The sequence below is a fragment of the Vibrio orientalis CIP 102891 = ATCC 33934 genome (assembly GCF_000176235.1).
Taxonomy (GTDB): Bacteria; Pseudomonadota; Gammaproteobacteria; order Enterobacterales; family Vibrionaceae; genus Vibrio; species Vibrio orientalis.
Genome location: NZ_ACZV01000005.1, coordinates 1,057,689 through 1,081,937, shown reverse-complemented (window position 1 = coordinate 1,081,937; position 24,249 = coordinate 1,057,689). Strand labels below are relative to the sequence as shown.

The 24,249-nt window shown below is 44.4% G+C and carries 23 protein-coding genes and 2 tRNA genes; 6 read left to right on the top strand and 19 right to left on the bottom strand.

What is annotated here, in order from left to right:
- Positions 1 to 13 precede the first annotated feature (13 nt).
- From nirD to VIA_RS15715, 5 genes are all read left to right on the top strand, one after another.
- Positions 14 to 337, top strand: coding sequence for a nitrite reductase small subunit NirD (gene nirD, locus VIA_RS15735; protein ID WP_004414174.1), 324 nt, complete (start codon positions 14 to 16; stop codon positions 335 to 337).
- A gap of 129 nt (positions 338 to 466) precedes the next feature.
- The gene (locus VIA_RS15730; RefSeq protein WP_004414171.1) at positions 467 to 1,315 is read left to right on the top strand and encodes a formate/nitrite transporter family protein; all 849 of its coding nucleotides are present in this window, start codon (positions 467 to 469) and stop codon (positions 1,313 to 1,315) included.
- Between the two features lie 259 nt (positions 1,316 to 1,574).
- Positions 1,575 to 2,333, top strand: a complete 759-nt coding sequence (gene cobA / locus VIA_RS15725) for a uroporphyrinogen-III C-methyltransferase (RefSeq protein ID WP_004414169.1) — start codon at positions 1,575 to 1,577, stop codon at positions 2,331 to 2,333.
- 163 nt (positions 2,334 to 2,496) lie between these two features.
- On the top strand, positions 2,497 to 2,979 hold the full coding sequence (locus tag VIA_RS15720) for a LabA-like NYN domain-containing protein (RefSeq protein WP_004414167.1): 483 nt from the start codon (positions 2,497 to 2,499) through the stop codon (positions 2,977 to 2,979).
- 150 nt (positions 2,980 to 3,129) lie between these two features.
- The gene (locus VIA_RS15715; protein ID WP_004414164.1) at positions 3,130 to 4,026 is read left to right on the top strand and encodes a hypothetical protein; all 897 of its coding nucleotides are present in this window, start codon (positions 3,130 to 3,132) and stop codon (positions 4,024 to 4,026) included.
- 88 nt (positions 4,027 to 4,114) lie between these two features.
- On the opposite strand, the gene VIA_RS15710 is transcribed toward VIA_RS15715, so the two are convergent.
- Complete coding sequence (locus VIA_RS15710; protein WP_004414163.1) at positions 4,115 to 4,951, bottom strand: alpha/beta fold hydrolase; 837 nt, start codon at positions 4,949 to 4,951, stop codon at positions 4,115 to 4,117.
- Positions 4,952 to 5,020: 69 nt separating this feature from the next.
- Between VIA_RS15710 and VIA_RS15705 the strand changes: the two genes are divergently transcribed.
- Complete coding sequence (locus VIA_RS15705; protein WP_004414161.1) at positions 5,021 to 5,215, top strand: hypothetical protein; 195 nt, start codon at positions 5,021 to 5,023, stop codon at positions 5,213 to 5,215.
- 56 nt (positions 5,216 to 5,271) lie between these two features.
- Here VIA_RS15705 and VIA_RS15700 read toward each other — a convergent pair whose 3' ends face one another.
- From VIA_RS15700 to VIA_RS15615, 18 genes are all read right to left on the bottom strand, one after another.
- The gene (locus tag VIA_RS15700) at positions 5,272 to 5,472 is read right to left on the bottom strand and encodes a DUF2986 domain-containing protein (protein WP_004414159.1); all 201 of its coding nucleotides are present in this window, start codon (positions 5,470 to 5,472) and stop codon (positions 5,272 to 5,274) included.
- 159 nt (positions 5,473 to 5,631) lie between these two features.
- On the bottom strand, positions 5,632 to 6,252 hold the full coding sequence (locus VIA_RS15695; RefSeq protein WP_004414158.1) for an outer membrane beta-barrel protein: 621 nt from the start codon (positions 6,250 to 6,252) through the stop codon (positions 5,632 to 5,634).
- Positions 6,253 to 6,429: 177 nt separating this feature from the next.
- Positions 6,430 to 6,506, bottom strand: a tRNA-Val gene (locus VIA_RS15690).
- 46 nt (positions 6,507 to 6,552) lie between these two features.
- A tRNA-Val gene (locus tag VIA_RS15685) sits at positions 6,553 to 6,629 on the bottom strand.
- Between the two features lie 162 nt (positions 6,630 to 6,791).
- Positions 6,792 to 7,430 carry a sugar transferase gene (locus VIA_RS15680; RefSeq protein ID WP_004414156.1) on the bottom strand — a complete coding sequence of 213 codons (639 nt, stop codon included), beginning with the start codon at positions 7,428 to 7,430 and terminating at the stop codon, positions 6,792 to 6,794.
- Positions 7,431 to 7,440: 10 nt separating this feature from the next.
- A complete protein-coding gene (locus tag VIA_RS15675; protein WP_004414154.1) occupies positions 7,441 to 8,628 on the bottom strand; it encodes a glycosyltransferase family 2 protein in 1,188 nt (395 codons plus the stop codon).
- Complete coding sequence (locus tag VIA_RS15670; protein WP_004414152.1) at positions 8,625 to 9,713, bottom strand: glycosyltransferase; 1,089 nt, start codon at positions 9,711 to 9,713, stop codon at positions 8,625 to 8,627. Before VIA_RS15670 ends, VIA_RS15675 begins: the two co-directional genes overlap by 4 nt.
- Positions 9,714 to 9,897: 184 nt before the next feature.
- Positions 9,898 to 11,334: a GumC family protein gene (locus VIA_RS15665; RefSeq protein ID WP_004414151.1), complete on the bottom strand. Its 1,437-nt coding sequence runs from the start codon at positions 11,332 to 11,334 to the stop codon at positions 9,898 to 9,900.
- Entirely contained in the window at positions 11,331 to 12,446 is a 1,116-nt protein-coding gene (locus tag VIA_RS15660) for a glycosyltransferase family protein (RefSeq protein ID WP_004414150.1), read from the bottom strand. Before VIA_RS15660 ends, VIA_RS15665 begins: the two co-directional genes overlap by 4 nt.
- Positions 12,439 to 13,170 carry an acyltransferase gene (locus tag VIA_RS15655; RefSeq protein WP_004414149.1) on the bottom strand — a complete coding sequence of 244 codons (732 nt, stop codon included), beginning with the start codon at positions 13,168 to 13,170 and terminating at the stop codon, positions 12,439 to 12,441. The genes VIA_RS15660 and VIA_RS15655 overlap by 8 nt, the downstream gene beginning before the upstream one ends.
- A gap of 100 nt (positions 13,171 to 13,270) precedes the next feature.
- Positions 13,271 to 14,641, bottom strand: coding sequence for an O-antigen ligase family protein (locus VIA_RS15650; protein ID WP_004414147.1), 1,371 nt, complete (start codon positions 14,639 to 14,641; stop codon positions 13,271 to 13,273).
- Complete coding sequence (locus VIA_RS15645) at positions 14,638 to 16,065, bottom strand: lipopolysaccharide biosynthesis protein (protein ID WP_004414146.1); 1,428 nt, start codon at positions 16,063 to 16,065, stop codon at positions 14,638 to 14,640. Before VIA_RS15645 ends, VIA_RS15650 begins: the two co-directional genes overlap by 4 nt.
- A gap of 22 nt (positions 16,066 to 16,087) precedes the next feature.
- Complete coding sequence (locus VIA_RS15640) at positions 16,088 to 17,266, bottom strand: glycosyltransferase family 4 protein (RefSeq protein WP_004414145.1); 1,179 nt, start codon at positions 17,264 to 17,266, stop codon at positions 16,088 to 16,090.
- The gene (locus VIA_RS15635) at positions 17,259 to 18,464 is read right to left on the bottom strand and encodes a glycosyltransferase (RefSeq protein ID WP_004414144.1); all 1,206 of its coding nucleotides are present in this window, start codon (positions 18,462 to 18,464) and stop codon (positions 17,259 to 17,261) included. The genes VIA_RS15640 and VIA_RS15635 overlap by 8 nt, the downstream gene beginning before the upstream one ends.
- A gap of 137 nt (positions 18,465 to 18,601) precedes the next feature.
- On the bottom strand, positions 18,602 to 19,654 hold the full coding sequence (locus VIA_RS15630; RefSeq protein ID WP_004414142.1) for a glycosyltransferase family 4 protein: 1,053 nt from the start codon (positions 19,652 to 19,654) through the stop codon (positions 18,602 to 18,604).
- Positions 19,635 to 21,095, bottom strand: a complete 1,461-nt coding sequence (locus tag VIA_RS15625; RefSeq protein ID WP_004414140.1) for a sigma-54-dependent transcriptional regulator — start codon at positions 21,093 to 21,095, stop codon at positions 19,635 to 19,637. The genes VIA_RS15630 and VIA_RS15625 overlap by 20 nt, the downstream gene beginning before the upstream one ends.
- Before the next feature lie 24 nt (positions 21,096 to 21,119).
- A complete protein-coding gene (locus VIA_RS15620; RefSeq protein ID WP_004414138.1) occupies positions 21,120 to 23,429 on the bottom strand; it encodes an ATP-binding protein in 2,310 nt (769 codons plus the stop codon).
- A 12-nt stretch (positions 23,430 to 23,441) separates the two neighbouring features.
- Complete coding sequence (locus VIA_RS15615; RefSeq protein ID WP_004414136.1) at positions 23,442 to 24,242, bottom strand: phosphate/phosphite/phosphonate ABC transporter substrate-binding protein; 801 nt, start codon at positions 24,240 to 24,242, stop codon at positions 23,442 to 23,444.
- Positions 24,243 to 24,249: the final 7 nt, after the last annotated feature.

The following is a 24,249-nucleotide window of genomic DNA, read 5'->3' as shown; positions in this document are numbered from 1 at the left end:
GGGAGAAGAGATTATGGCATTTACAAAAGTTTGTAACATTGAAGACATCATCCCAGGCACAGGTGTAGTGGCTTTGGTAGACGGTGAGCAAGTAGCAATTTTCCGCCCACGAGCGACAGAAGAAGTGTTTGCGATTAACAACATGGACCCTTTCTTCCAATCAAACGTGCTATCTCGCGGCCTGATCGTTGAGCACGATGAGCAGCTGTGGGTTGCAAGCCCGCTTAAGAAGCAGCGCTTTAACCTGAAAACCGGGGCGTGCATGGAAAATGAACAATTCAACGTGAAAGCGTATAAAGCACGAGTGACCAAAGGATCGGTAGAAATCGCGGCTTAATAGTCCGTTATAAGAGATTCAATAGCTTAAAGGCTCGTCATTTCTTGGCGAAAAACAGAGAAATTCGCGAGCCTTTCACTATTCAATTTTAACTTTTTAACCTTCAATTTTTTGAATAAGGACACATTCATGTCTACAGACTTTAAACCCGCTGAATTCGTACAAACAATGATTAACGTTGGCGAAGCTAAAACAAAGACAAGTTCTCGTGACTTGCTTTTGCGCGGCACCATGGCAGGTATCATCTTATCTCTAGCGGTAGTAGTAGCGATTACGACAATCGTTCAAACAGGCATGGGCATTGTGGGCGCACTTGTCTTCCCAGTAGGTTTTGTGATTCTAAGTGTTATGGGTTATGACCTAGTAACTGGTGTATTTGGTCTTGCTCCACTAGCAAAATTTGACGGTCGCCCTGGTATTACTTGGAACCGTATCTTCCGTTGTTGGGGCCTTGTTGGTCTTGGTAACCTTATCGGTTCTTTGATTGTTGCTTACCTAGTAGCAGTATCACTGACGGGTAACTTCTCTCTAGAGCTAAACGCGGTTGCTAAGAAGTTCATCGCCGTTTCTACTGCCCGCAGCCTAGGTTTTGAAAACATGGGTATGGACGGGTGGATTACCTGTTTCGTACGCGGCATTTTCTGTAACTTAATGGTTTGTCTTGGCGTTATTGGTAACATGACTGCGCGCACTGTCGCTGGCCGTGTAGCAATGATGTGGTTCCCAATCTTCATCTTCTTCGCGCTAGTATTTGAGCACACAGTGGTAAACATGTTCCTATTCCCACTTGGCATGATTTTAGGTGCTGACTTCGGTATCGCGACGTGGTTGAACTTCAACCTAATTCCAACAATCCTAGGTAACATCGTGGGTGGTCTAATCATGACTTGTATCCCGCTATACCTAACTCACGCAAAAACAGCACCTTCTCTATCTGATGAGGATACTGTAGAAGCGAAACCAGCACTGGCAAAGTAAGTTAAGTTTCACTAGCAGAGTCTGATAGTGAACAAGTCGGGATTCTCTACGATATTAAGCTTAGAGATTCCCGACTAGGCTCCTTCATTGCTGCTGGGAATGCCTCAAGGACCAATAGGTAAACCTCGTCATTCCATAGATGGTAAAATGACAGAGTAGGGAATCTCTTTCCCATTTATGGATTAGTGATTTGGCTATAAACAGAGTTTCTTCAAAAAGAGTCTCTTTTTATATCTAAATTTATTCGAAAGGCGTAGTTATGACTGCTTCTCATCTCTCTTCGTTAAATAGCGGTTTTGTTTCTCTTGTGGGCGCAGGTCCCGGCGACCCCGATTTATTGACAGTGAAAGGCTACCGAGTAATTCAGCAAGCTGAAGTCGTGGTGTATGACCGACTGGTTTCGCCAGAGATCCTTGCGCTCGCGGCCGAGTCAGCAGAAATGATTTACGTTGGTAAAAAGCTTGATTACCATTGTGTGCCCCAAGAGCAGATCAATCAGCTATTGGTCGACAAAGCGAAAGAAGGCAAACGTGTGGTTCGCTTGAAAGGCGGAGATTCATTTATCTTCGGCCGCGGTGGAGAAGAGCTGGAAGAGTTAGCGCAGCACGGTATTAGATTTGAAGTAGTACCAGGGATTACAGCGGCTGCGGGCGCTACTGCCTATGCGGGGATCCCGTTGACCCATCGTGATCATGCGCAGAGTGTCCAGTTCATTACCGGCCATGTACAGAAAGACGGTCGTGAAATTGAATGGCACTCTTTAGCACAATCAAACAATACACTGGTGTTTTACATGGGTCTTAAACAGTGTGAGTACATTGCGACTAAGCTACTTGAAAATGGGATTGATGCAGAGATGTCATGTGCCATTATCGAAAACGGCACACGCCGAGAGCAACGCGTATTTACGGGCAATTTAAGTGAATTGGCGAGTATGGCCAAAGAGGCGGTCAGCCCTGCACTGATTGTTGTAGGCAGTGTGACTTCACTGCATGACAAGTTGAAGTGGTTTAATTAATTATAATAGCAGCGGCAAAAGCCGCTGTTTTTGTATCTAGAGTTTATCAATCTTGAGGGCTTAATGTGACGATGCCACTGAATGGTGGTTTGCTAAAAACAAAGCTGTAATGTTTGTGTGGTTTTGTTAAAGTCAGCGCTCAACAGCAAAAAGTAGGCGAACAATGGAAACCGTTGCGATATTTGTGGATGTGCAAAACATCTATTACACCACGCGAGATAAATACCGAGCAAATTTTGACTATAACCAATTTTGGTATATTGCGACTGAAGGAAAGCAAATTGAACAAGCGAACGCCTACGCGATTTCCTCACACGACCCTAAGCAGCGTCAGTTTCATCATATCCTGCGTGGTATTGGATTTAACGTCAATCTAAAGCCGTTTATTCAGCGCATGGACGGCAGTGCAAAAGGGGATTGGGACGTCGGGATCGCCTTGGATGTATTCGAGGCTGCGGAAAAAGTAGATAGAGTGATTTTACTTTCCGGTGATGGTGATTTTGAAATACTGGTTCAGCGTATTCAAGAAAAATTTAACACAAAAGTTGACGTTTACGGAGTGCCAGGGCTGACCGCTCAATCATTGATTGATGCAAGCGATCGTTTTATCCCAATCGATGAAAACCTACTCATCACGCGAAACTGACATTTTAATAAGCGAGTTCATTCATAATGCATATTGTTTCAAACTGTTAGATATTTAACTCTACTAACTGTTCGAAAATTGCACTAGCTATGGTAAAGTTCCCTCGTTAGGGAAGATAGCTTATTCGTTGTTTTAGTTAGGTTTTGTTGTATGTTAAATCGTGCTGATCAAGTCAAAATCAGTGTTTCAGAACAAAAAATCGAAACGTTGGATACGTTGTTAAAAACCATTGATACAGATATGGCAGTATCAATGTCTTTTATTCGACGAGCTCAAGGTATGTCGTTTCATGACTTGGAGCAACGCACTACCGGCATCAATGGCTCGACCCTAAAGCGTTACATGCAGCAAAGCTATCATTCGATTAGGCCAATCCACATGGTAGCGGCGATGTCGTGGGTCATGATGGTGCCTATGACAAGCTTCTATTTTGCCCTCAAAATGAAAGAACACTATCGTGGAATGGATGACAAGGCGATAGAGGCTTTATATTGTATTGGCCGGCTACCGAGCGAGCAGTTTGAACTCTACCTCGACCTTGTGAGCAATATGATGAGTGAAGAGAGCAAGGCTAACTTCAGTGCTTTTCGTGCTGAAATTGAGTCACAGATCGATCCCGCTATTGTTTACAATGAACTGCTTCCTCCGCCTGTCCTCGATATCAATGCTTTTGCCATTGATTACTACCGTTCAGTCGCTATTACAGTAAAACGCTTTCGTTTAGAACATCAGATCCCAGTTGATGTTATCGCACGCGTATTGGGGCTATCAGAATATCAATATCTTCAACTTGAAGACGTCAACAAAGTCAGAGATTTTTCAGTGGCTATCGGTTTCAGGGTTAAGTTAGGCTTTGAGCTTAATTCCCATGTGAACTTCACCAGTGAAATGCGCTTGTTTCCCCAATTCCACCAGCTACGCCAAATCCAGCATCTTAGAGATGCATTGATTGTTGAAGCATTGCGTAATCTTAACGGTGAGTGCAAGACGCGAGCGGTAGAAATACTGACCACTCTATCAAAGATCTACATAAAAAACGTGATCTGAATTCATTGAGTGGAAATAATCAACTCAAATTACACATAGCCTTGAGTTGATTATATCTCACTAAAAAATAACAATATTAATCGTTTATTTAGGTTAGTGCTAACAGAGTCTCGTTAAGCGCCAACGCTGCATTGGCTTGAGCTAGCATAATGGCGGCTACCTTATCGGGATACTGTAAATGCACCAAATGGTCGGCATTTTTTATCACTACAAAACGTCCATTTTTGAGCTGACTTGCAAAAGCTTGAGCAGTTTCTCTGGTGACATACGGATCAAATTCGCCGACACAGATAGTACAAGGTACTGAGATATTGGCGATGTTAGATGGTGTATGAACCAATAGTCTGATCGAGTTTTCAAAAAACACGGCGATTCGCTCTTGTGACATGTTGGTTATATTACGTACCGTTGCTTTGATGATAGCTTTGTTTCTTGGAATATCGCTATTGTTCACTGTGAGCGACTCAGTAAATGATTTGGCAAAGCTAATTGGACTGTCCATCGCTGCTGCGATCATTTTCTTGGTAGCTAGACGCCCAGAAGAGGGGATGCCAGGTACTCCGCCACAGATGGACATAGACAGAATATGCGGCCAAATGTCACACAACTCGACGGCGACAGCAGTAGCGTAAGAGAAGCCAATAACATGGGCATTTCTTACTCCTAAATATTCAATAAAATCGCGCAACATAATCGCTTGAGAACGAATACTTACTGTCGATTCAAGGTTTTCTGTATGACCCGTTCCCGGAACTTCAATGGTTATACAGTTCAATTTAGTCGCAAAATAGGTAGAAAAGCTATGGACACTTTCAATGTCCTGTAGTGCACCTAATAAAAATATAGCGTACTGACTTGAGCCTTCGCAGTGGTGAAAGGAATAGCGGTAGTGATTGCCATTTAAGATCGTTTTTATAGTTTCCATTGTAATGCCCTTAGTTGAATAAGGGCTTAACTATAAACGATTGATTGATAACGTTATGGCTAGGAAATTATGAACAATCACACACTTGAACAGCACTTGGCAGAAGCTGAGCAACCCGTAAAAGATTTTATGGCGGACTTGTTGGAAACGTTAGGTAAGAAGATGACTGACAACCAAGACCCCAAGCTGGCTTTACGCTATTTTGGCGCTCAGTTAGAGATCAAACTGGTCGACTTTGAAGGCAGCTCCAGTCAGCGAATTTAATATAGAATTAGAAAAGCCAGTCAGGGTAACTTGACTGGCTTTTTTGTAACTGGAAGTTAATCTAGGTTTTCTTCTTCGTTTGTCACTGACTGTTGTTCAATCGGCGACTCTTGATTGCTAGAGCTTGCTTCTTCTGCTTCAAGCTTTGCTCGCTCTGCTTTAGAAATGTAGCGAGGCTTATTGCTTTTGTGCAGCTTAGCGTTCATCTTTTTCTGTTTAGCTTTTAAGATACTATTGATCTTCTTTTTACGGTTCATGATATCGCTCAGTGCTAAATTGGCCGCAAATCCTATCAAAAAAAAATGCACAACGCACGTAGATCCTAGCTGAATAAGCTTTGGTGAATGAAAAAACGCCAGCATTTTGCTGGAGCTTCTTGACGCATTTCGCTAGACGGATTTAGCGACCGTGATGATTTAAAGTGTAAACTGCAATCCGACGGTAAATGCTGTTTCTGATTTCTTTCTCTTTGCGTATTCCAATCCTGCAGTAAATCCGAATACAGAACCAAACTGGAAAACATTGTTTAGACGATAAGTGTCTTTGGCGACATCAAGAAAAGCGTGTTGATAAGAAGCGTCGATTAGCCAATGTTTTGCGACTTGAGCTCTTGCTCCGCCTTTACAGTACAAGGCGTTCTCAGAGTATGAAGGCGAGTAGTCGCTATCTGCACGATAATTGATGATTCCACATGATAAAGGGAGTGCAACTAAAGGTGAGACAGGAACATTGAACCCACCGCCTGCTTGCCACGTATCAATTTCAGAGCTAAAGCGTGTCACAAAGCTCGCATTTCCTTCCAAGAATAAAGTTTCGGTCATGCTCAATCCGAGGTCTACATATAAACCCCCGTATGTTTTGTCTACATCGTTGCTGTATTTGCCGTTCAAGTATGGTTCTGCTGCACCTGGGTCAAGGCTAGCATGTTTGTAGCCGAAGCCAATGTGAGACATTTCATAGACAATATTGCTATCAGCGATTGCTGCAGCTGACGCTAATGAGAGAAGAGGGAGTAAACAGATAGATTTCTTGAACATAGCGAACTTCTTATATCGATTGTAAACACGGCAACTTTAAACGCATAGGTGAGCAGAATCGATGGAAGTTTTGTAAGCCTGCGTAAGGGGAGGGTGTGGCGTTGAAAACGAGAGAACCAAAAACAACAAAGCCCGCTAAAAAGCGGGCTTTGTTGTTTGTTCACAAGGAACTAAATTTGGTGGGTCCGGGCGAACTCGAATCGCCGACCCCCGCCATGTCAAGGCGGTACTCTAACCAACTGAGCTACGGACCCAAATTTAATGTTCTGCATACTTTGGTTTTAGTATGACTTTAAGGGATGGTGGGTCCGGGCGAACTCGAATCGCCGACCCCCGCCATGTCAAGGCGGTACTCTAACCAACTGAGCTACGGACCCATTCCTTAAGAACGAGATGGATGTTACCGAGAGTTTTTCAATCGTGCAAGGCCATTTTTAATGATTTGAAGCCGTTTGCTTTATAACTAATCGAATTGTTGTTGTTTTATCCGTATCGCGTTTAAAAATGTGCGTTAAATCACGCACATAGTATCAGTGATTTTACTGTCCTCGTCCGTCGAACATGACAACGATGGTACGAGTAATAATCGACAAGTCCATGCTAAGCCATGACTTCAGCGAACATAGTGACAGGGCGTAACTGTGGTCATAACCGACTTTACGGCGTACGTCATCAATACATGTGTCGTAACCTTGGTTAACCTGAGCAAGGCCTGTGATTCCTGGCATCACTCCGTAGGTACGGTCAGCGAAGTAGGGGATCGCATTCTCAAGCTTTTGATAAAAACTCGGGCGTTCAGGGCGAGGACCAATCAAGGACATATCCCCAAGTACCACATTGAAAAGCTGAGGGATTTCATCAAGGCGAGTTTTGCGTAAGAAGCGTCCAACGGGTGTAATACGGGGATCATTTTCGGTTGCCCATACAGCACCGGTACGTTGCTCCGCATCTTGGTACATGGTACGGAACTTGATGATTTCAAAGAAGACCATTTTCTCTGGTGTTGATTTGCCTACTCTTAACTGTTTGTAGAATACAGGACCGGGTGACGACGCTTTGATCGCAATGGCGATAATAGGAATGAAGGGTGACAAAAGGAGTAACCCAAATAGTGCACCAAATAGGTCAAAAAGTCGTTTGGCCAACCAGATAGACATATGATTTGAAACATTGCTCATAATTAACTCCTTATTGGTCTACACGAGACCATTTTCCTGATTCAAGTCCGAATAAATAACGTAAGCCGCCTATAAAGTTGGCATAGTGACCTGCAACGATATAAAGGATGACCTTGCAGGTTTTGTGGCAGAAAATGTAGGGCATGTAATAGCTTAAAACTGCAACGGAATAGAGTGCCACTTGAGCAGCCACTGCAGCAGAAAAGAGGGGATGCTCTATCAACCAGATGGATGAGATGAAGCAAGCGATAAGTAAGTAAGGAATGAGCAAGCGAAGCCCTTTACCTGAAAGAAACGCAAAGGCAATGCCACGATATCTGGGCATGAACATGTCAGCCAATCGTATCGCTTGCTGCATATTGCCCGCGGAAATTCGTAATCTACGTCGAAAATCATTTTCTTGGTTGGTGGGCTCAAGCTCTAATGCGACCATATTCGGCTCATAGATAGCGGTATAGCCTTTTCTCACAATTGTCATTGGAATCATGAAGTCATCATTAATTGTGTTGGCTTCCATATCTTCAAACAAGTGAGTTCTAAACAGGTAGAAGGCACCATGAGCACCTAATGTCGAGCCTAAGGTTGCTTCATTCATTTTGACCTTGCTTTGATACTGCCAATAGCGGTTTTCGCCTTCATTTTGGCTGTTAAAAAGCTGATAGTGTCCATTGACGACCCCGACTTGCGAGTCCTCAAAATGTTTGTTGGCAATCCAAAGGGCGTCAATTGAAATCAGTGCTGATACATCACTGAGTGCAACAATATCGCTAGAGATTGTTTTGAGTTGTTGATTAACTAGCGCGATCTTGCCTTGGTTTTGGCTAAATGCACGAATCTCAAAATGGGTATCGGCGCAGATCGCTTCTTGAATGGTTTGCTCAGCAATCGTGACGGTATTATCGCTACAACCATCACAGGCGATGATGACCTTAAGTTTATTTCTTGGGTAATCGAGAGAAGCAATATTGCGAATCTTATCGGCTATCCATTGCTCTTCGTTGTACGCTGGGATCAAAATAGTGACAGAAAGGCAGCGTCGGTCACTTTTCATCGCTCGGTAACCCCGTACTTTGTGTTTAATTGACTTTAGTGGGTGATGACGGGAGTACCAATTTAAGAAAATTGGGTAGCCAACATGGTGGTAGATGACCAACAGGCTGCACATTATGAACACGCTGGAAATAATCAAATCGATCATGCGCTTTTCTCCTCTGCCAAAGAATGGTAAGCCTTAATCATGGTTTTGATATCGTTATGCTCGAGCACAAACTCTCGTGGTGAAACATCGTTGTTGCCATACATCTCGCGCAGAATGCCACTAGCCAGTGCAAGTGGATTTTCACTAGCGACTAACGTTCCTGTCTCTGGGCATAACGTTTCGGCTGTCGCCCCCACGTCTGTCGCGATAGCTGGTATGCCGCATGATTGTGCTTCGAGTGTTGACAGAGGAAAGCCCTCACTTCTTGAAGGTAGGCAAAACAGATCTAAGCTTTGATAAAATTGCGGCATGTCATCGACTAAACCTAAAAATGTAATGCGATTCTCTAGCCCTAATTGATTGACTAACGTCTTGAGTCTGTTGCGCTCACTGCCATCGCCCGCAATAGCCAAATGGACATTTTTCGGTAATGAACATAGGGCCTGGATAAGCACATCTTGGCCTTTTACTGGCTCTAATCGACCAGCCGTTCCGACCAGTACTTGATCAATAGGTAAACTAAGTGCTTGTCGTGCAGCTTCTTTCGAGCCGGGAGTGAACGTGGAACAGTCGATACCATTCTTTATGACAGTCACGCTATTTACATTAAGTTGCTTTCTTATTTGGTCGCGGACCAGCGCAGCATCGGCGACTAATTTTGGTTTGGCAATCTTAATTGCCAAACTCTGCAGAGAGCGATGTTTACGACTTGATAGATGCCATGCGTCGTGTTCTGTGTGGATTCTGACTTTGACACCTGATAAACGTGCGGCAATAGCTCCGTAGATAACCGGACCGATATGATGAGTGTGGACAACACGTGGTTTCAAGGTTCGAAACACTTTATACAGTTGACGAAGGGTTTTAAGGCTATAGCCACTCGGTTTTTCCAAAAAAAGTAACTGATCTTGAACTTGAGCCAAGCGAGGCCATTTTTTGATCGCTGCTTCTTTGGTTCCTTCTAAGCTGATGATTAACACGTCGTCGCTATTAGGAGAGTAACTAAGCATATTTAGCGCCAACGCCTCCAGTCCGCCCGGGGCGAGGTGTTGAACGACATGGATGGTTGTTGAACCTTTCATCATAATAACTCCTCAAAACGCTTGAATTATCGACCTCATTTTCTGACAACTTGTATCGGTACTTATCATCAAATGTTGGTAATACAAAGAGAGGAGCATTAATTGTGCCAAATTGTTAGTTGTTATTTATCAATGAGTTATAGGTTGTTGTCCTGAGTTGAATGTACTCATATCAATTTGAATTGCGTTATGAGTGATAGGGTTTAATTTTGGGAATCTGTGTGAGCAATGGAGCATTGGTGATCTGCTCTATTTCTTCTTTTCTTCGTACTGAGGAATCAAATAACTCAATAAGGATGGCAATACCGCTACCTAAACCGATGCCAGCAACAAGTCCTGCAATCACAAATACAATGATAGGCAAATTCGCAGGGCGGCTTGGTGTATAGGGTAAATCAATGATTTTGACTCGTTTATTTTGCTCAAATATACCAAGTGAGCCAGTAAGTTGAGCCATCTCGTACCTTTGAATCAGCTCATCGTAGAGTTGGCGCTTAATTTCAGCATTGCGTGATAATCGGTGCATGGACTTGGCGTTGTCACCAAAGCTATTCGCTTCACGCTCAAGGTCCTTAATCATTGTTTGTAAGCTTTTCGTTTCTTCAGTGAGGGATTCGTAGCGTCCGCGGACTAACTGTAAACTGTGCAACTGAGTGACAAGAAGAGGTTGCACATCGCCGACTTCACGTATTTTGGCACTGCTCGCGATATCCCATAGTTGTTCACTGCTTATGTAAGGTTGTTCGTTCTGTATCAGAAGCTTTCTTTCGTTTTCAAGCCTGCGCAGCTCTCTCTCTTTCCCTTGTACCGCACTGTGGCTATCGGTGTACTTCGCTTTGAGCAACGTAAGTTGACTCCTAATATCAATGATCTGATCTTCGATTTTCCCAACAACAGGGTTGGTTTTTGATAGTTGTTGATCGAGTGAGCCTAAGCTTCTCTCGACACCAGCCAGTTCAGCTTTTTTCTCAGCATAGCTTTGCTTTAGAGCCGCGAGTCTACCCAAAGCTTGGCTTTGCATTTCCGGGGTGACCGAGGCATAGCGATTTTTAAATTCAGCCAGTTCATTTTCCGCTTCTTCCAATGCGAGACGTCTTTTCTCAATGTGAATTGCCAAGAATTCTGATGAATCTTTAATTGAGGAACGTTCAGGCGCGAGTAGTTGCTCGATGAAATGCTCACTGACTGATTCGAGCATCTCTTTCATACCCGTTGGAGAGGGGGCGGTAAGCGAAATCTTGAGAAAGTCTTTGCCCGGCTGCGTAACCGTTAAACTGCTTGAGAGAACGCTAATAACATAGTCTTTTTCCGCTGGTTTCATTCCGTCATTGATCAGCCCGTGTTCCTTGGCGACTGCTGTCAGTACATGGCGACTTTTGAGCAAGGTACTTAATGCATTGAGCCGTTCCTTGAGCATGGTTGAGACGGCGATATCTTCAAGGAAGGGATTCATTTTTGCGGTCTCTTGGATCAGCATCGATGTATGAGAGACATAATTGGTTGGGGCCGTCTTGCCGATAAAGTAGCCAATGAAAGGCAAGATAAGTATTGGCACAACGATGATGTAACGTTGGCGCCACGCTCCATTTAGGATGATGATTAACCTGACTTTGAGTTCGTTCATAGTGACTCCAACATCTTGTGGACTAACAGGCTTCGGGAATCCCAGCTATTGTCATCAATATCGGTGGGAACGATCTGAGGCGGCGCGGTTGTGACAGCGCGAAGAGCGTCAGAGAATGATTGAGCATTGGAGACAACATCAATGAAGTCAGCATAAGGCGCGAGTGCCGGAAACGGTGTACTAATGACTCGGCTGCCAGCAGCAAGATATTCGAGTAGTTTCAATGGGCTACATGACGCAATTTGATCGTTAGCCACAAAGGGTAACAAGCTGACATCCCAGTGTTGGCTGTAGCGTGGTAATTCTTGATGAGCTTTAGGGCCAAGATAATGAACATTGCCAAGCTTAGGCAGGGGATTGTCAGGTAGCTCAATCGGACCGATGAAGACAAATTCCCAACCGGGATTATCCAGGCAGACTTGATGAAGTAGATCGTAGTCTAGCCAGTTGGACAGACTGCCGTAAAATCCGGCGATTTTCTTACTTGAGCAAGGCAGGTCATCGGCTCTTGGTGCAAGTTGACTGAAGAGTTCAGTATCAACACCGTGTGGTACGTAATGCGCTTTGTTCTGGGGAAACTTAGTCAGTAATTTAGCGCTTGCAGCAAAAATTAGGTCAGCGCGTTCGATTAGCTTTGATTCATGCCTTGCAACAACGCTGTGGTCCACGCCAGCTAGCGAGGAAAAATCATCACCGCAGTAATAAACGACGGAAGACTCACCTAAGCAGCCACATATGTCGGCGGCAGTCGGGAGTGAGCTCCATAGTACAGGTTGGTGCAAGTTAAGTTGTTTCACCATTGGGCGAAGCTGGGCACATATCATCGCTTTTGCGACTAAGCGAGCAAGTGTAGAACTAGGAGCAGGAATCGTACGTAGATTGACGACAGTAATATTGTTAGGTGTTGATTGCGACACACTGTAGCCACACTTTCCTTTACCAAGCAGTTTATAGATTGCTCGCTGAACATCGCGATGGTTCAACTTGGGCTGACGCAGGCCGATTGAGTTAACCCAAAGTACTTTACGTTGTTTCGCTAAGCGCGTGATGAGATGTTGTGTGCTCGAAGGGAGTCCACCAAAGTCTTCACCGAATACAATTAAATCACGCATGGCGACCTCCATTTCCATTAAGTTGCTTAACGATTTTGGCCGGATTACCAACCGCTACGACAAAGGGAGGAAGGCTTTTAGTCACGACGCTTCCGGTCCCTACAATGGTTCCTTCACCAATGGTGACGTTAGGACAAACCGTTACGTTGGTACCCAACCAGACATCTTTTTCCAATATGATATCGCCAACATCGACGTCGAGGTCAGCTTGTCCCTCTGCTCTAAGTACCGGATCCAGTGAATGGCCGGAATAACCAAACAGAAAGGCTCTACCAGCGATACGAACGTTATCACCAATGAGGATTTTGTGTCCGACAGCGATGGTGGATTGCCAGCCAATGTCGACATTACTGCCAACAATGAGCTGCGGATGAACACTTTGGGGACGAGCGCTAAAAGTGGTTTGCCCTGAAACTCTACAATCATTTCCTAAGGTGATAGAGAGAGGACCAGATACGAAGGGAACGCCACCAAATAGGTAAAGCCCGCGTCCATAGCCATCGAGTTTTCCTTTGAAGGCAGGGGTATGGATAAGAACCCGAGTGACATTAGACACCAAACTTGATGTGACACCATAGAGTGCGCCGATAAACTTATTAAGTATCTTCGGTGTGGGCAAGTCGCAAGCTCGCACCGCTTTGAGAAGACGAAACAGTCGGCGAAGTGAAGGGTTGTTATGGTGTTTCAACCAATCTTTAACCCCGTGGGCTTGTTGTACCAACATAACGTGCTCCTTTTTTCTAATTGAATAGAAGCTATATCATGTTGCATGCCAAAATAAAAAATGAATTAAAACAGTGGTTTATTGGTTTTGATTTATGGCGTTAGCTTGGTTTCTCATTTTGAGAATACTTTTGCGTAATCCTTGATAGCGCGATACATAGCGCTGCAAGTATATAAATGGGCCATGTAAATCCTTGGGTTAGGAATGTTCCCGACACTATGGTCCCTATGACACCTGCGTAAACCGCGAGCGCAGTGGCGGTTAAGTATGGCGAGGCGCTTTGTCCAACTTGGTCGAGTAAGGAGAGTGTTTGGCGGCTTGTTTTAATTAATGAAACGATAATACCAATAAACACCACTAGGCCAAGGAACCCGGTCTCAGCCAATACGCCAAACCATGTACTGTGTACTGCGTGATTCAAGCCATCCCAATGGGGACTATAGAAAAAGTAGTTAGCATAAAAGTTATTGAGTCCCACACCGGTCAGTGGGTTGTCTAGTGCCATCTTAAATGCGGCTTCCCATGCGTATAATCGCCCCATTGCGGAGGCATCAATCCCTTCTTCAGCTGCACCGCCAGATTGTCTATCGGAAATTCCGGCCATCGCGAACAAAACAAAAAGCCCAATAACGGCGATAAACAGCAGTAACGTTTTTGACTTAATTAAGCGCAAACCAAAGATGCCAAATACGGCGATCGAGCCAAGCAAGCCGCCACGACTTTGAGTCGCGATGACCGCCGCCATAGCTAAAATCAAGCAGGTGAAGCCGATAAACCGCGAAAACCCAATCCCTTTGGTGGCGGCGAAACTAATCGCAAACGCGAGTGGAAACATTAACACCAGTGATAAATCATTGGGGTCGCCCAGTACAGAGCCTAAATGACGCCCTATGGTGACACGCGAGCCCTCGACAATACCAATACCATTGATTGAGTTAAACAAAGCGACACAAGCAGTGAGTATCCCGGCCAAAATAATGAGGGTAGATATTTTTTTTACCGAGTCTTCACTGTTTACCAACCAGGCAATGGCGAGTGTCATCACAATGATTTTCCAATAGATGTTTTTGAAGTAGGTGATTGCCAGTCCAGGGTTTGACGAGAGCACTGCACCAATGACGACTAACAACCAAAAAATGGTAAGCCAGGTAAAGCTGGGGTGCCAGTAAGTGGTCAATTTACGACTGATCAAACTATGCCATAGCAAGGCGGAGAGTGCGCCCAAAGAGAGTAATAACGGGATCTTCAATGAATATAGGGCAGGGAGAGACTCGTGAATACGAAAGAATGAGAACAGTACAAATAAACTGACGAACCAAAATGTTTGGTTGAGTACAAACAGCACCCCAAGTGGAGCAAAGCACAGAACAACCACGATTAATGGATTAGGAACAAGCAGCCAAACTCCAGCGAGCAAGAAACAGATAGCCGTCATGCATAGGGATGCTTTGGTGCGTTCACTATAAGTCATTGCGCTTTACCGATGTAGGTCTGAAATGCGCTATACGCTGTTCGAAATGTCGATAGATCGAGCAATTTAGTGCGCAAGGCATAGGCCACAAGCGCGAGTGGTTGAAGACATAGCATCAAGAGAGATAATTCTACGTGTTGTTGATAGCGACTAGTGACTAAAAATAGCGTGGTGAGAACAACCAAACCAAATATTGCAGAGGCTTGATAGTGAATTGGGGCGAGTTTTTGGCTACGCCAGTAGGTGGCAACGAATCGACTTAGCTGACCGAAAATCAAAGCGAGTAAAATGGCGTCAATCCCTAAACCTATCGTGAGGTAACAAATAAAAAAAGCCGAGAGCGTCGAAGCAATATTGATGATCAATAGTTGCGTGGTTTGCTTCTTATAGAGGATACCTAAGTTAGTAAACTCCACGAGCTCCTTAAATAGCATCATACAGATCGTTAGGCTGACATAAGAGGCGGCGAGATGGTAAGCGTCAGGCAGCGCGACCCAAATGAACACCTGACTTGACCATGATACGATCACCGCCACCATACACAGCAACATGATGCCTTGCTGGGTAACTTTTGCGGTATATTGCGTGCCGTGCTGCTCTAGGGCGGCAAACCTTTTAGGCATCCACCACATGTGGAATGGTTGCACTAAAATCCCGACGCCTAAAGCAAATTTGGCAGCGATTGCGTACATGCCTAACGTTTGCAAGTCAGTGGTGCCCGCGATGACCCAGCGTTCAGCACCGCTTAGGCCAAAAGCGACAACTCCAGACAGCATCAAAGGGATAGAGTAGCGAATATACCCTTTGAATATTGAATAGTCGGGCAAAGATAGCTTGAAACCTAGCTTGTAATGAAGAAATAAGAACTGTCCGAAAGTACATAACACGTTCAAAGCGAAAATGACGATGACACTCGGTGCTAGATTAAGCACCACAATTAACAAACCGACTTGTAGCGCAACAGTGGTAACGCAGACCTTGAAAAACAAAGTGGCTTCATTTTTGAGTCTTAACCACGCTAGGCATATTGCGAGTGGCGCTTCATAACACAGCACTAAGGCGATCAAGCCCACAGCCTTATCCGGAATCGCAGCAACATTGATGGGTAACAACCAGTATGCGGCGGTGAGAAGAGCCGTTAAAAATATCGAAAGACAAAGTGTCGCACTATAGAGCTGAGCTGCTTTTTGTTTTTGTTCATCACTATCCTTCACGACGCCAATAAATCGGTAAAGGTTCTCATGCATCGCGATACCGATCACCAGACTAAAGAACATGGTCGTTACACCCATTAATTCAAGTTGACCAATTTGAGAAGGACTTAAGTAATAAGCCATCAAAGGAAGGGTAATGAGTGATATACCTTTCATTAACACGACACTTGACGCATAGAGGCTGATACTTTTTATCTGGCTGTGGCTCATCTGCTTTACTCCGAAAAGACTATCAATCACAAATGCGGATTATAGGAGTGACGGTGTCACCATTTATGTGCTGCGCCAGTCTTAAATAACGGTATTCGGCTCGATACTGCTGAGCGGTGAGCAGGGCATTAGTTTGGCATTTCTTTAAGACACTGGCGTCGTTAGATGCATATAGCATGGCATTGATTAAAGACTGAGCATCATTGGGATGGTACTTGATGCAATTGTGATTGTGCGTAAGGTTCTGGTCCCAAAACGCGCCATCTTGGGGAATGATCACGCACATACCAGCGGCAAGCGCTTCCAGAATTGACAGCCCAAAGGGTTCATTGTGGCTGGTTGAAACAAAGACACTTGATTGGCGGCGAATCGAATCAAGGTCGCTTGGATCATCATACCAATTGGTGTATCTGATGTTGATTGGCGCTTCTGAAATCGGTAAACAAGTATCTTTGGGACGGATAAAGCAAATATTGGTCGAGAGCGGTTTAAATGCCGAACATTCTTTAAGCGCTTGAACAAGAAGATCTAAACCTTTCCACTTGAGTAATGATGCTGCCCAGAAGTAGATAGGCAGGTCTTGTTGAGCCAGCGTTGGCCAACGTGATTTTGGTAAACCATTGATGAAAACTTGGTAAGTGGGTGATCTGAGGTAGCATTGTGCGATGACTTCACTGTCAGACACTCCTGTTTCTTTTGCTACGTAGGTTTGGATCGCGTCCAAGAGGCTTTGTCGAGTCGAAGGGAGGTAAAAGACAGCGTCGGCTTTTGTCAAACAGTAACCAATTGATCGAGATAAACCGACATTGCCATGGACAAGTTGCGTGATTTGGTAAGAAAATAAGCGCTGAGCAAGGTAGATGGGCATATCAATACCAGGTCCAGATGCGCCAACGACTTGTTGGATACGGTTAAAGCGAAGCAGTGCAAAGAATAACTGTATTAGAAGTAAACATTGGTTGAGCCAATATAAATAACCGTGATGATGCTTCATCAGCCAAGCAAGGTGCCAAAGCTTTGCGACTTTAACCGTGTGCTGAGCGCAAAGTTCCGTTGCCTGCCAATACTCTGGATCAACGGTCAGAATGATAAAATGGCAGCTTTCGCGATCACACAGATTCAAAGCGTCACTTGTTGCTATCTTTGAGCCTCCTTTAAATGGGATAGGATCGAAGACTAAGGTTGCGTTGTGGCTATCCATGCTGTTCTCCTAATGCTAAGCGGTTCGCTACAAACGTTTTTAGTGGTGAAAAGGTATGCAGGAATGAACGCACTTGTCCTTGAGGTTGCGACAGCAGCTGGCGATACAGAGCTTCAATTTTTCGGCAAGAGTTATTCAGCGAATGATTTAGAGAAATGTATTGATACGCTTGTAAACCGAGTCTTTTACAAAGGTTTGGATTTGCAACAGCTATTCTCATCGCATTTGCTAGAGGAGCGATCTTGCTATTTGGATAAAGAATCCCAGTTTTTCCGTGGCGGATGAATTCGGGAATTCCCCCTTCGAATGGTGCGACGATTGGCAACTTCGCCAGTGCTGCTTCTGCGACGACTAAACCAAACGCTTCACTTCTCGCGCCACTGACGAATCCATTACACCCTTTAAGCCAACCTACAACATTGTTTTGTTCGCCGACAAAATGCACGTTTGCTGACAAGTGAAGGTAGTCCGCTTGTTGTTCCAACTCTTTGCGTAGCGGACCATCGCCAATAACGGCGAGGTGTACATGTGGATACTCTAGGGTGACGTGTCTAAGTGCCGTAAGGATTCTGTCAACACCTTTACGTTTAATAAGCGAACCAACGGTTGCAAAAACAAAGCTGTTTTCAGGTAGTAATAGTTCACGCTTAACATCGACGGTTGACTGAGCTTCAAGCGTTTTAACATCGATACCGTTATGGATAATGGATAACTTATCTTCAGGGTAACCATCTTGAAGTAATGATTTCGCAACATAGCGACTGACTGAAATGATGTGTGGAGATAAATGTAAACCGGTCGTTAGGCGCTCTCGAGCTGGGTATGGGCTATGCAGCTGTGTAACCAAAGGTACCTTTTTTGCGCGAGCGGCGGCGAGCATCCATTGGCATGGTGCAGCGCTGTTGACATGGATCAGGTCAATCTTTTTGTTTTCGATGATGTCGCACGCTTTTTTGAACAGACGGTACCACTCACTAACATCATATTTTGGTGCTTTCCAGCCTAGAAGAAGAGGGAAATCTGAAGTTTCGCCAGGGATAAAGTCAGTGTCTAATGCGGTTAACAATGCTTCGTTGTTCGTCCATACATAAGGACGGTACTGACGATTATCTAAATAGTGGATTAGGTCGAGTAAGCATTTCTCGCTGCCACGAATCCAATTATCACCGTAATGTACAAAAAGTATCTTCTTAGCCATAACCCGTTCCTTAAATTCAAAATAGCATCGATGCTGTTGTCGACTCTAATGAATAAGGCAAGGGGAGTGCCAATAAATCAATTTATATAAGCTATTGATTATAAGGAGTTAAATTCAATGGATGTAATCTGGCTCTGTTATTTCTCAATTTGAAAGTCAGATTGATAGCGGGATGGGAAGTAGAGCTGAAGCAGTTGCGGGATAACTGCTTTGGAAGAAAAGGAATGTTTTATTGTCTTTATTGCCGATGTTTGCATAGCGAGTAACTGCTCATTGTTGAGGGTTGTAAACTCAGTTAACGCTTCATTCAGTTGAGCCATTGAGTCAGCGAGAAAGCCATTGTCGTGGTTGACTATCAACCGAGAAAGATTACCGACATTGAGAGCAAGAACTGGAATTCCTCTTCCCATCGCTTCTAATGCGGTCATTGGCAAACCTTCATAACGTGAGCAGATAATGAGTAATCCGATATTACTCCATATTGCATTCATGTTCGTTTGATGACCATGAAAAGTCACATTAGTCAGTGCAGCGTTTTGAAGCTGCTCGGCCATAGGGCCACTGCCATATATCTCAAAGTTTAACGCACTGTTAAGCTGAGCCAGTTCAAGAATACGATCGGGGGCTTTCTCTTCGCTTAAACGTCCAACGAAGGCGATAGCGGTACCGCGACTCGGTTCTAGATTTCGGTCATCAATAAAGTTATTAAAACAGGTAGATTGAACGGGTAACTTTGTGGCAATTTTCTCGCTAACAGCAATAGAATAAGACGAAATAAAGGCGCTATATCTATCGATGAAATCATACAGCCAGACTCTGCCACTAGGCGTCTCCCCGGCATGATAGGTCGATATTTGTCGGATGCCTGTCAATACGCGCGCCAGTTTACACACCAGACTGGCTTTATAGCCGTGAGCATGTATAAGCGCAGGAGATTGGGATTTGATTTGCTCAAGTAGGTAAGGGATATAGTGTTTGTCAGTTTGATCAAGGTACTCGACGTTAATTTCAGCTTGATTAAGTTTGGTTGCGAGTTGGGAGTCTGATTCGTAATGACGAATCAGCCAGACCTTTACTTCAACTTGATGTTGCTTGAGCCCATTTGCGAGCTCAAGCAGGTGCGTTTCGATGCCACCAAAGGTGAAACTATCGATAATGAGCCAGACCTGATTAGACGGTTTGGTGTTCATCCTCGGCTTCCCAAGCTTGTTTTTTGCGATAAACCGTTGAAGGACTCAGCTCTAACAAAACTGCGGCATTCAAGACGTTACCATCACAATAATCAATGGCTTGCTGTATGGTCTCTCGCTCTATCTGCCACATCGGGCGAATGGTCACAGGGCGCTCTGGTACGTCAGTAGGAGAGGCCTCAGAAGCTGGTGGCGCAAAGCTAGTATGAGTAGGGTCTGGTGCCGTTTGGGGGGAGGTAATCGTTTGAGTCGTAACGGTTTTTGCTTTTTGATTCCTGGTAAGTTGCTCTGGTAAATGGGACAGGCGTAGGTGCGTGTCATCATTGAGTACCACAATATTGCGAATGATGTTTTGTAGTTGTCGGACATTACCCGGCCAGTTATAACGCTTCAATGTGGACTCGGCGTCACGATGAATGGCAGCAAATTTTTTGCCGTCTTCCTTGGCGTACATTTTTAAAAAGTGCGTAGCGAGGGTCAGGATGTCATTTCCGCGTTCTCGCAGTGGTGGCATGTCAACTGGAACGACATGAACGCGATAGTATAGGTCCTCTCGAAAACGTCCTTCTTCAACTTCAAGTAGAGGATCTCGATTTGTCGCGCAGATGATCCGCACATCCACTTTCATTTCTTTTGTCGCACCGAGCGGAGTAAACGTACCGGTTTGAAGGAAACGTAGCAGTTTTTTCTGCATTTCCAGTTCCATTTCACACAGCTCATCTAAGAAAAGCGTCCCACCACTTGCCATGGATGCGGCTCCTTTGCGATCAGCCGTCGCTCCGGTAAACGCTCCTTTAACATGGCCAAAGATTTCACTTTCCATCAAATCTTTAGGTATCGCACCGCAGTTTATTGCGATGAATGCTTTATCTTTACGCTTACTTTCTTGGTGGATGGCTTCCGCGCAGACTTCTTTACCCGTGCCGCTTTCGCCAATCACAAAAACACTCGCGCTAGTGGGCGCGACAGAATCAATGATCTTATATACCCCTTGCATGGGTAAGCTCGAACCAATGAAACCATGAAAGCGAGTTCGATCAAATTTGTTCTCAATATCCTCAACAAGGTTGGTAAGTTTGACTTGCTGCAAGTGCAGGGCAATAGACGTTTTTAATCGATCTGCATTAATGGGTTTTTCTAAGAAGTCTTTAGCTCCTTTTTGAACCAAGTTAACCGCTAAATCGACCGAGCCATGAGCGGTTGCCACGACAACCGAGGTCGGAATTTGACGCTCATTTATCCAGTCGAGTATTTCTTCGCCGTGCATGTCAGGCAGTTTAAGATCGAGAATGACCAATTGGGGAATATTGCGTTCAATGAAGGCAATGGCTTCCTTACCCGTTTCGACATGAAAAAGATCATAGGGCTCTTCTTTCACATATTGCTGATACAAAATCGCCAAAGAGGTGGAATCTTCTATTAATAATACTTTTGGTTTCATTCGTGATGTCCTATCTATAAAGCCTTATAACTCAGTCGGCTCACTAAATCCTTGTTGTTTACGAACCTCAAGTGCCGCAAGCGAAGATTTAGCGATATTTTGTAATTCTTCTTTTAATTGGAAGGCATCATTTTGCTTATTATCGAGGCAAAGATGCTCAATTTTTCGCGCTAAGTTGGATAGAGTGCGATTACCCAAAGCCAGAGCCGAGCTGCCTAAAGTGTGTGCTTCAAACTCCAATACTTCCTTATCAGATTCATCGATTGCTTGGTAGATTTTGCTGAGTCTATCTTGTGACTCCTCAATGTAATGGTCGATGAGTATAGGAATGACATCAGCAGAAGTATCTTCAATCATTTGTTTGATCACTTGTTCATCTACGAGTTCCAATTGCTCTGTATCCTCATATTTTTCGTCTACAGGTATCATTTTAGTTTCATATGTGACTTTTTGCTTATTCGGTGTGGTTGTCGGTAATTTTTGTTCTACCTCTTTTTCTGGAGTCTCATCTAAGAATAGATTAATTTTATCAACTAGTTGTGAGAGTCTTAACGGTTTAGATAGATAGTCATCCATTCCTGATGCTAGAAACTTTTCTTTATCTCCTGCGAGTGAATGTGCAGTTAGGGCGATGATTGGTATGGTTGCTGTTGCTTCGTCTTCTAGGGCACGTATAGCGCGGCAAGCGGTCATGCCATCCATTTTAGGCATTGAAATATCCATAAAGATGAGGTCGTATTGATATTGCTGTGCCATTTCAAGCGCTTCTAGACCATTCTCAGCAATATCAATTTGGCTACCAACACGCTTGAACATCTCACGAATAACCAGTTGATTTGCTCGATTATCTTCCGCAACGAGAATACGTGCGTCTTTGTTAATCAATTCACGTCGAGAGCTTGTTACTGGAGAAGTTATTAGTTCGTCAGTAACTTCTAAGCAAACGTCGAAAACAAAAGTACTACCAATGTCAGGTTCACTGATAACACTGACTTCTCCGTCCATTAAATTACATAGGCGTCGACAAATGGCTAGGCCAAGACCAGACCCTTCTTTACTCCGAGAGTAGCTTTGATCGACCATGGTAAATTCGTCAAATAGGTAATCAATCGCATTTTGACTAATGCCAATCCCGGTATCTTGAATCTCAAAGGTAATTTTGGCTTTGCCATTATCAAGCGGAGTAGCACAAACTTTAATTGTGACACTGCCTTCGTGAGTAAACTTAATCGCATTACCAATTAGATTGAGTAAAATTTGTTTGACACGATTCTCATCGCCGTTGACTTTGCTCGGCACACTACCTTCAATGTAGCAATGTAAGATTAGGTTTTGGTTAGTGGCCGCGGGAGAAAAGGTATCGACGACGCTCTCGACACAGTGGCGGAAATCAAACGGTTTATGTTCCAATATTAGTGTATTCGATTCCATTCGCGTGAAGTCTAGGATGTCATTGATGACAGACAACAAGAAATGACCCGATTCGGTTGCAGTGCTCACCAGTTTCTTTTGTTCATTTGTTAGATTGGTTTCTTCAAGAATATTCAAAATACCTAACACCCCATTCATTGGTGTTCGAATCTCATGGGACATTGAGGCTAGAAAACGGCTTTTAGAGTCGCAAGCTTGCTCTGCGCCTTCACGTGCAGCGGTTAAGGTTTGGTAATCTTTTTCGAGTTTAGCGGACATATCATCGAATGCTTTGGTCACTTCCCCTAATTCATCTTTTGAGTGTTCTTGTAGCTGGAATCCAGGACCTCGTTGGCCAACGGTATTGACCGCACTGGCTAGGCGCGTTAATCCACGAGTTAGGTAAGTCCCTAGCACGAAAGAGACTAGGGCAACGAGAATAACTTCAACGGTGGCGATACCAATGATCGCTTTTTGAGCTTGAGCTAGCATGGCGTTGATTGGACCTGTTTCGAAGCCAATATCAACATAAGCGTATGGAACACCACCATTAGTGATCGGAGTGCGTAAATCGAAGATCCCGTCATCTACACTATTTAACGAACTATCATTCGACATTGCTCTGGCAAGCAGGTCTTTATCGCCAGCACACGCCATATCTTTGTCATTGCGTAGCACGCGAACGTAAGCGACATCTTCAAGGGTCATGAACTCATTGACGAGATCATCAAGTGTCGCGAGATCCGTTGAAAGTACCGCGTCTTTTGCTGCATGTGCAAACATGGTCGCACTAGAGTTAGCACGCTGAATTAACTGTTTCTCATTCGACTCGGATAAGAATCGCATCGCACTAAATACTAGGACCATTAAGACAACGATCTCGATAAACGCGATACCTAATACAGTTTTAGAACGTAAGGTCATGGTCAGGTCCTCTTAATCAAGTAAGGTTATATCGAGCGCTCTGACGTCGTCCCAGTCGCTATCATTTGCATCAACGAAACCTTTAATATTGAGCTTTTTAAGCTGAGTCTGACCTGAGGCGTTATTTTCTAGGTTTGTTAATGCTTGACGAATGACCTTCGCTTGTGAAGCCGATAAGCGCGGGTGATAGGCGATAGCGTGTGGTGTATATGGCTTAGTTATCCACAAAGGCTTGAGTTGTTCACGGAGTTCACTAGGGATGGAGTTAAATGTGCGCATCACACCTCCACCAGCGGGGTAGAAGCCTTTAGCAACAGACAGATAAACCGAGTCATGTGATGAGACATAGTCAGCTTCGAAATCGACTCCGGCTTGGTTTAAGTCACTTTGAGTTAGGATGGTGGCAGCGAATGCCGCAGGTGATGGAAATGCGAGTTTCTGGCTGTCGAGCTGTTGGAGCGACTCGATGTTTTGATCCTTTCGGACGACGAGAATTCCTTTAATGCGTTTGTCTTTTGCTTTAGCCATTGCCTGGTAACCAGGTTTGGCACTAAATACGGTGTAATGGTAAGGGTTCATATAGGCGATATCATACTCACCATTGGCTAGACGCTTCTCGAAGGTCGGTATATCTGCGGCGGTACTGAATTCGATCTTTTGACCGGTCTGCTCAGATAAATAGTCCATGACTGGCCCCCATTGCTCGACCAAGCGGCTCGCTGATTGCTGAGGCACGACACCAAACGTTAAAGTGTCTGCGGCAAAAGAGCTGCATGACGCACAAATACTTAGGATTAGAGTGAGCTTTTTCATAATGATT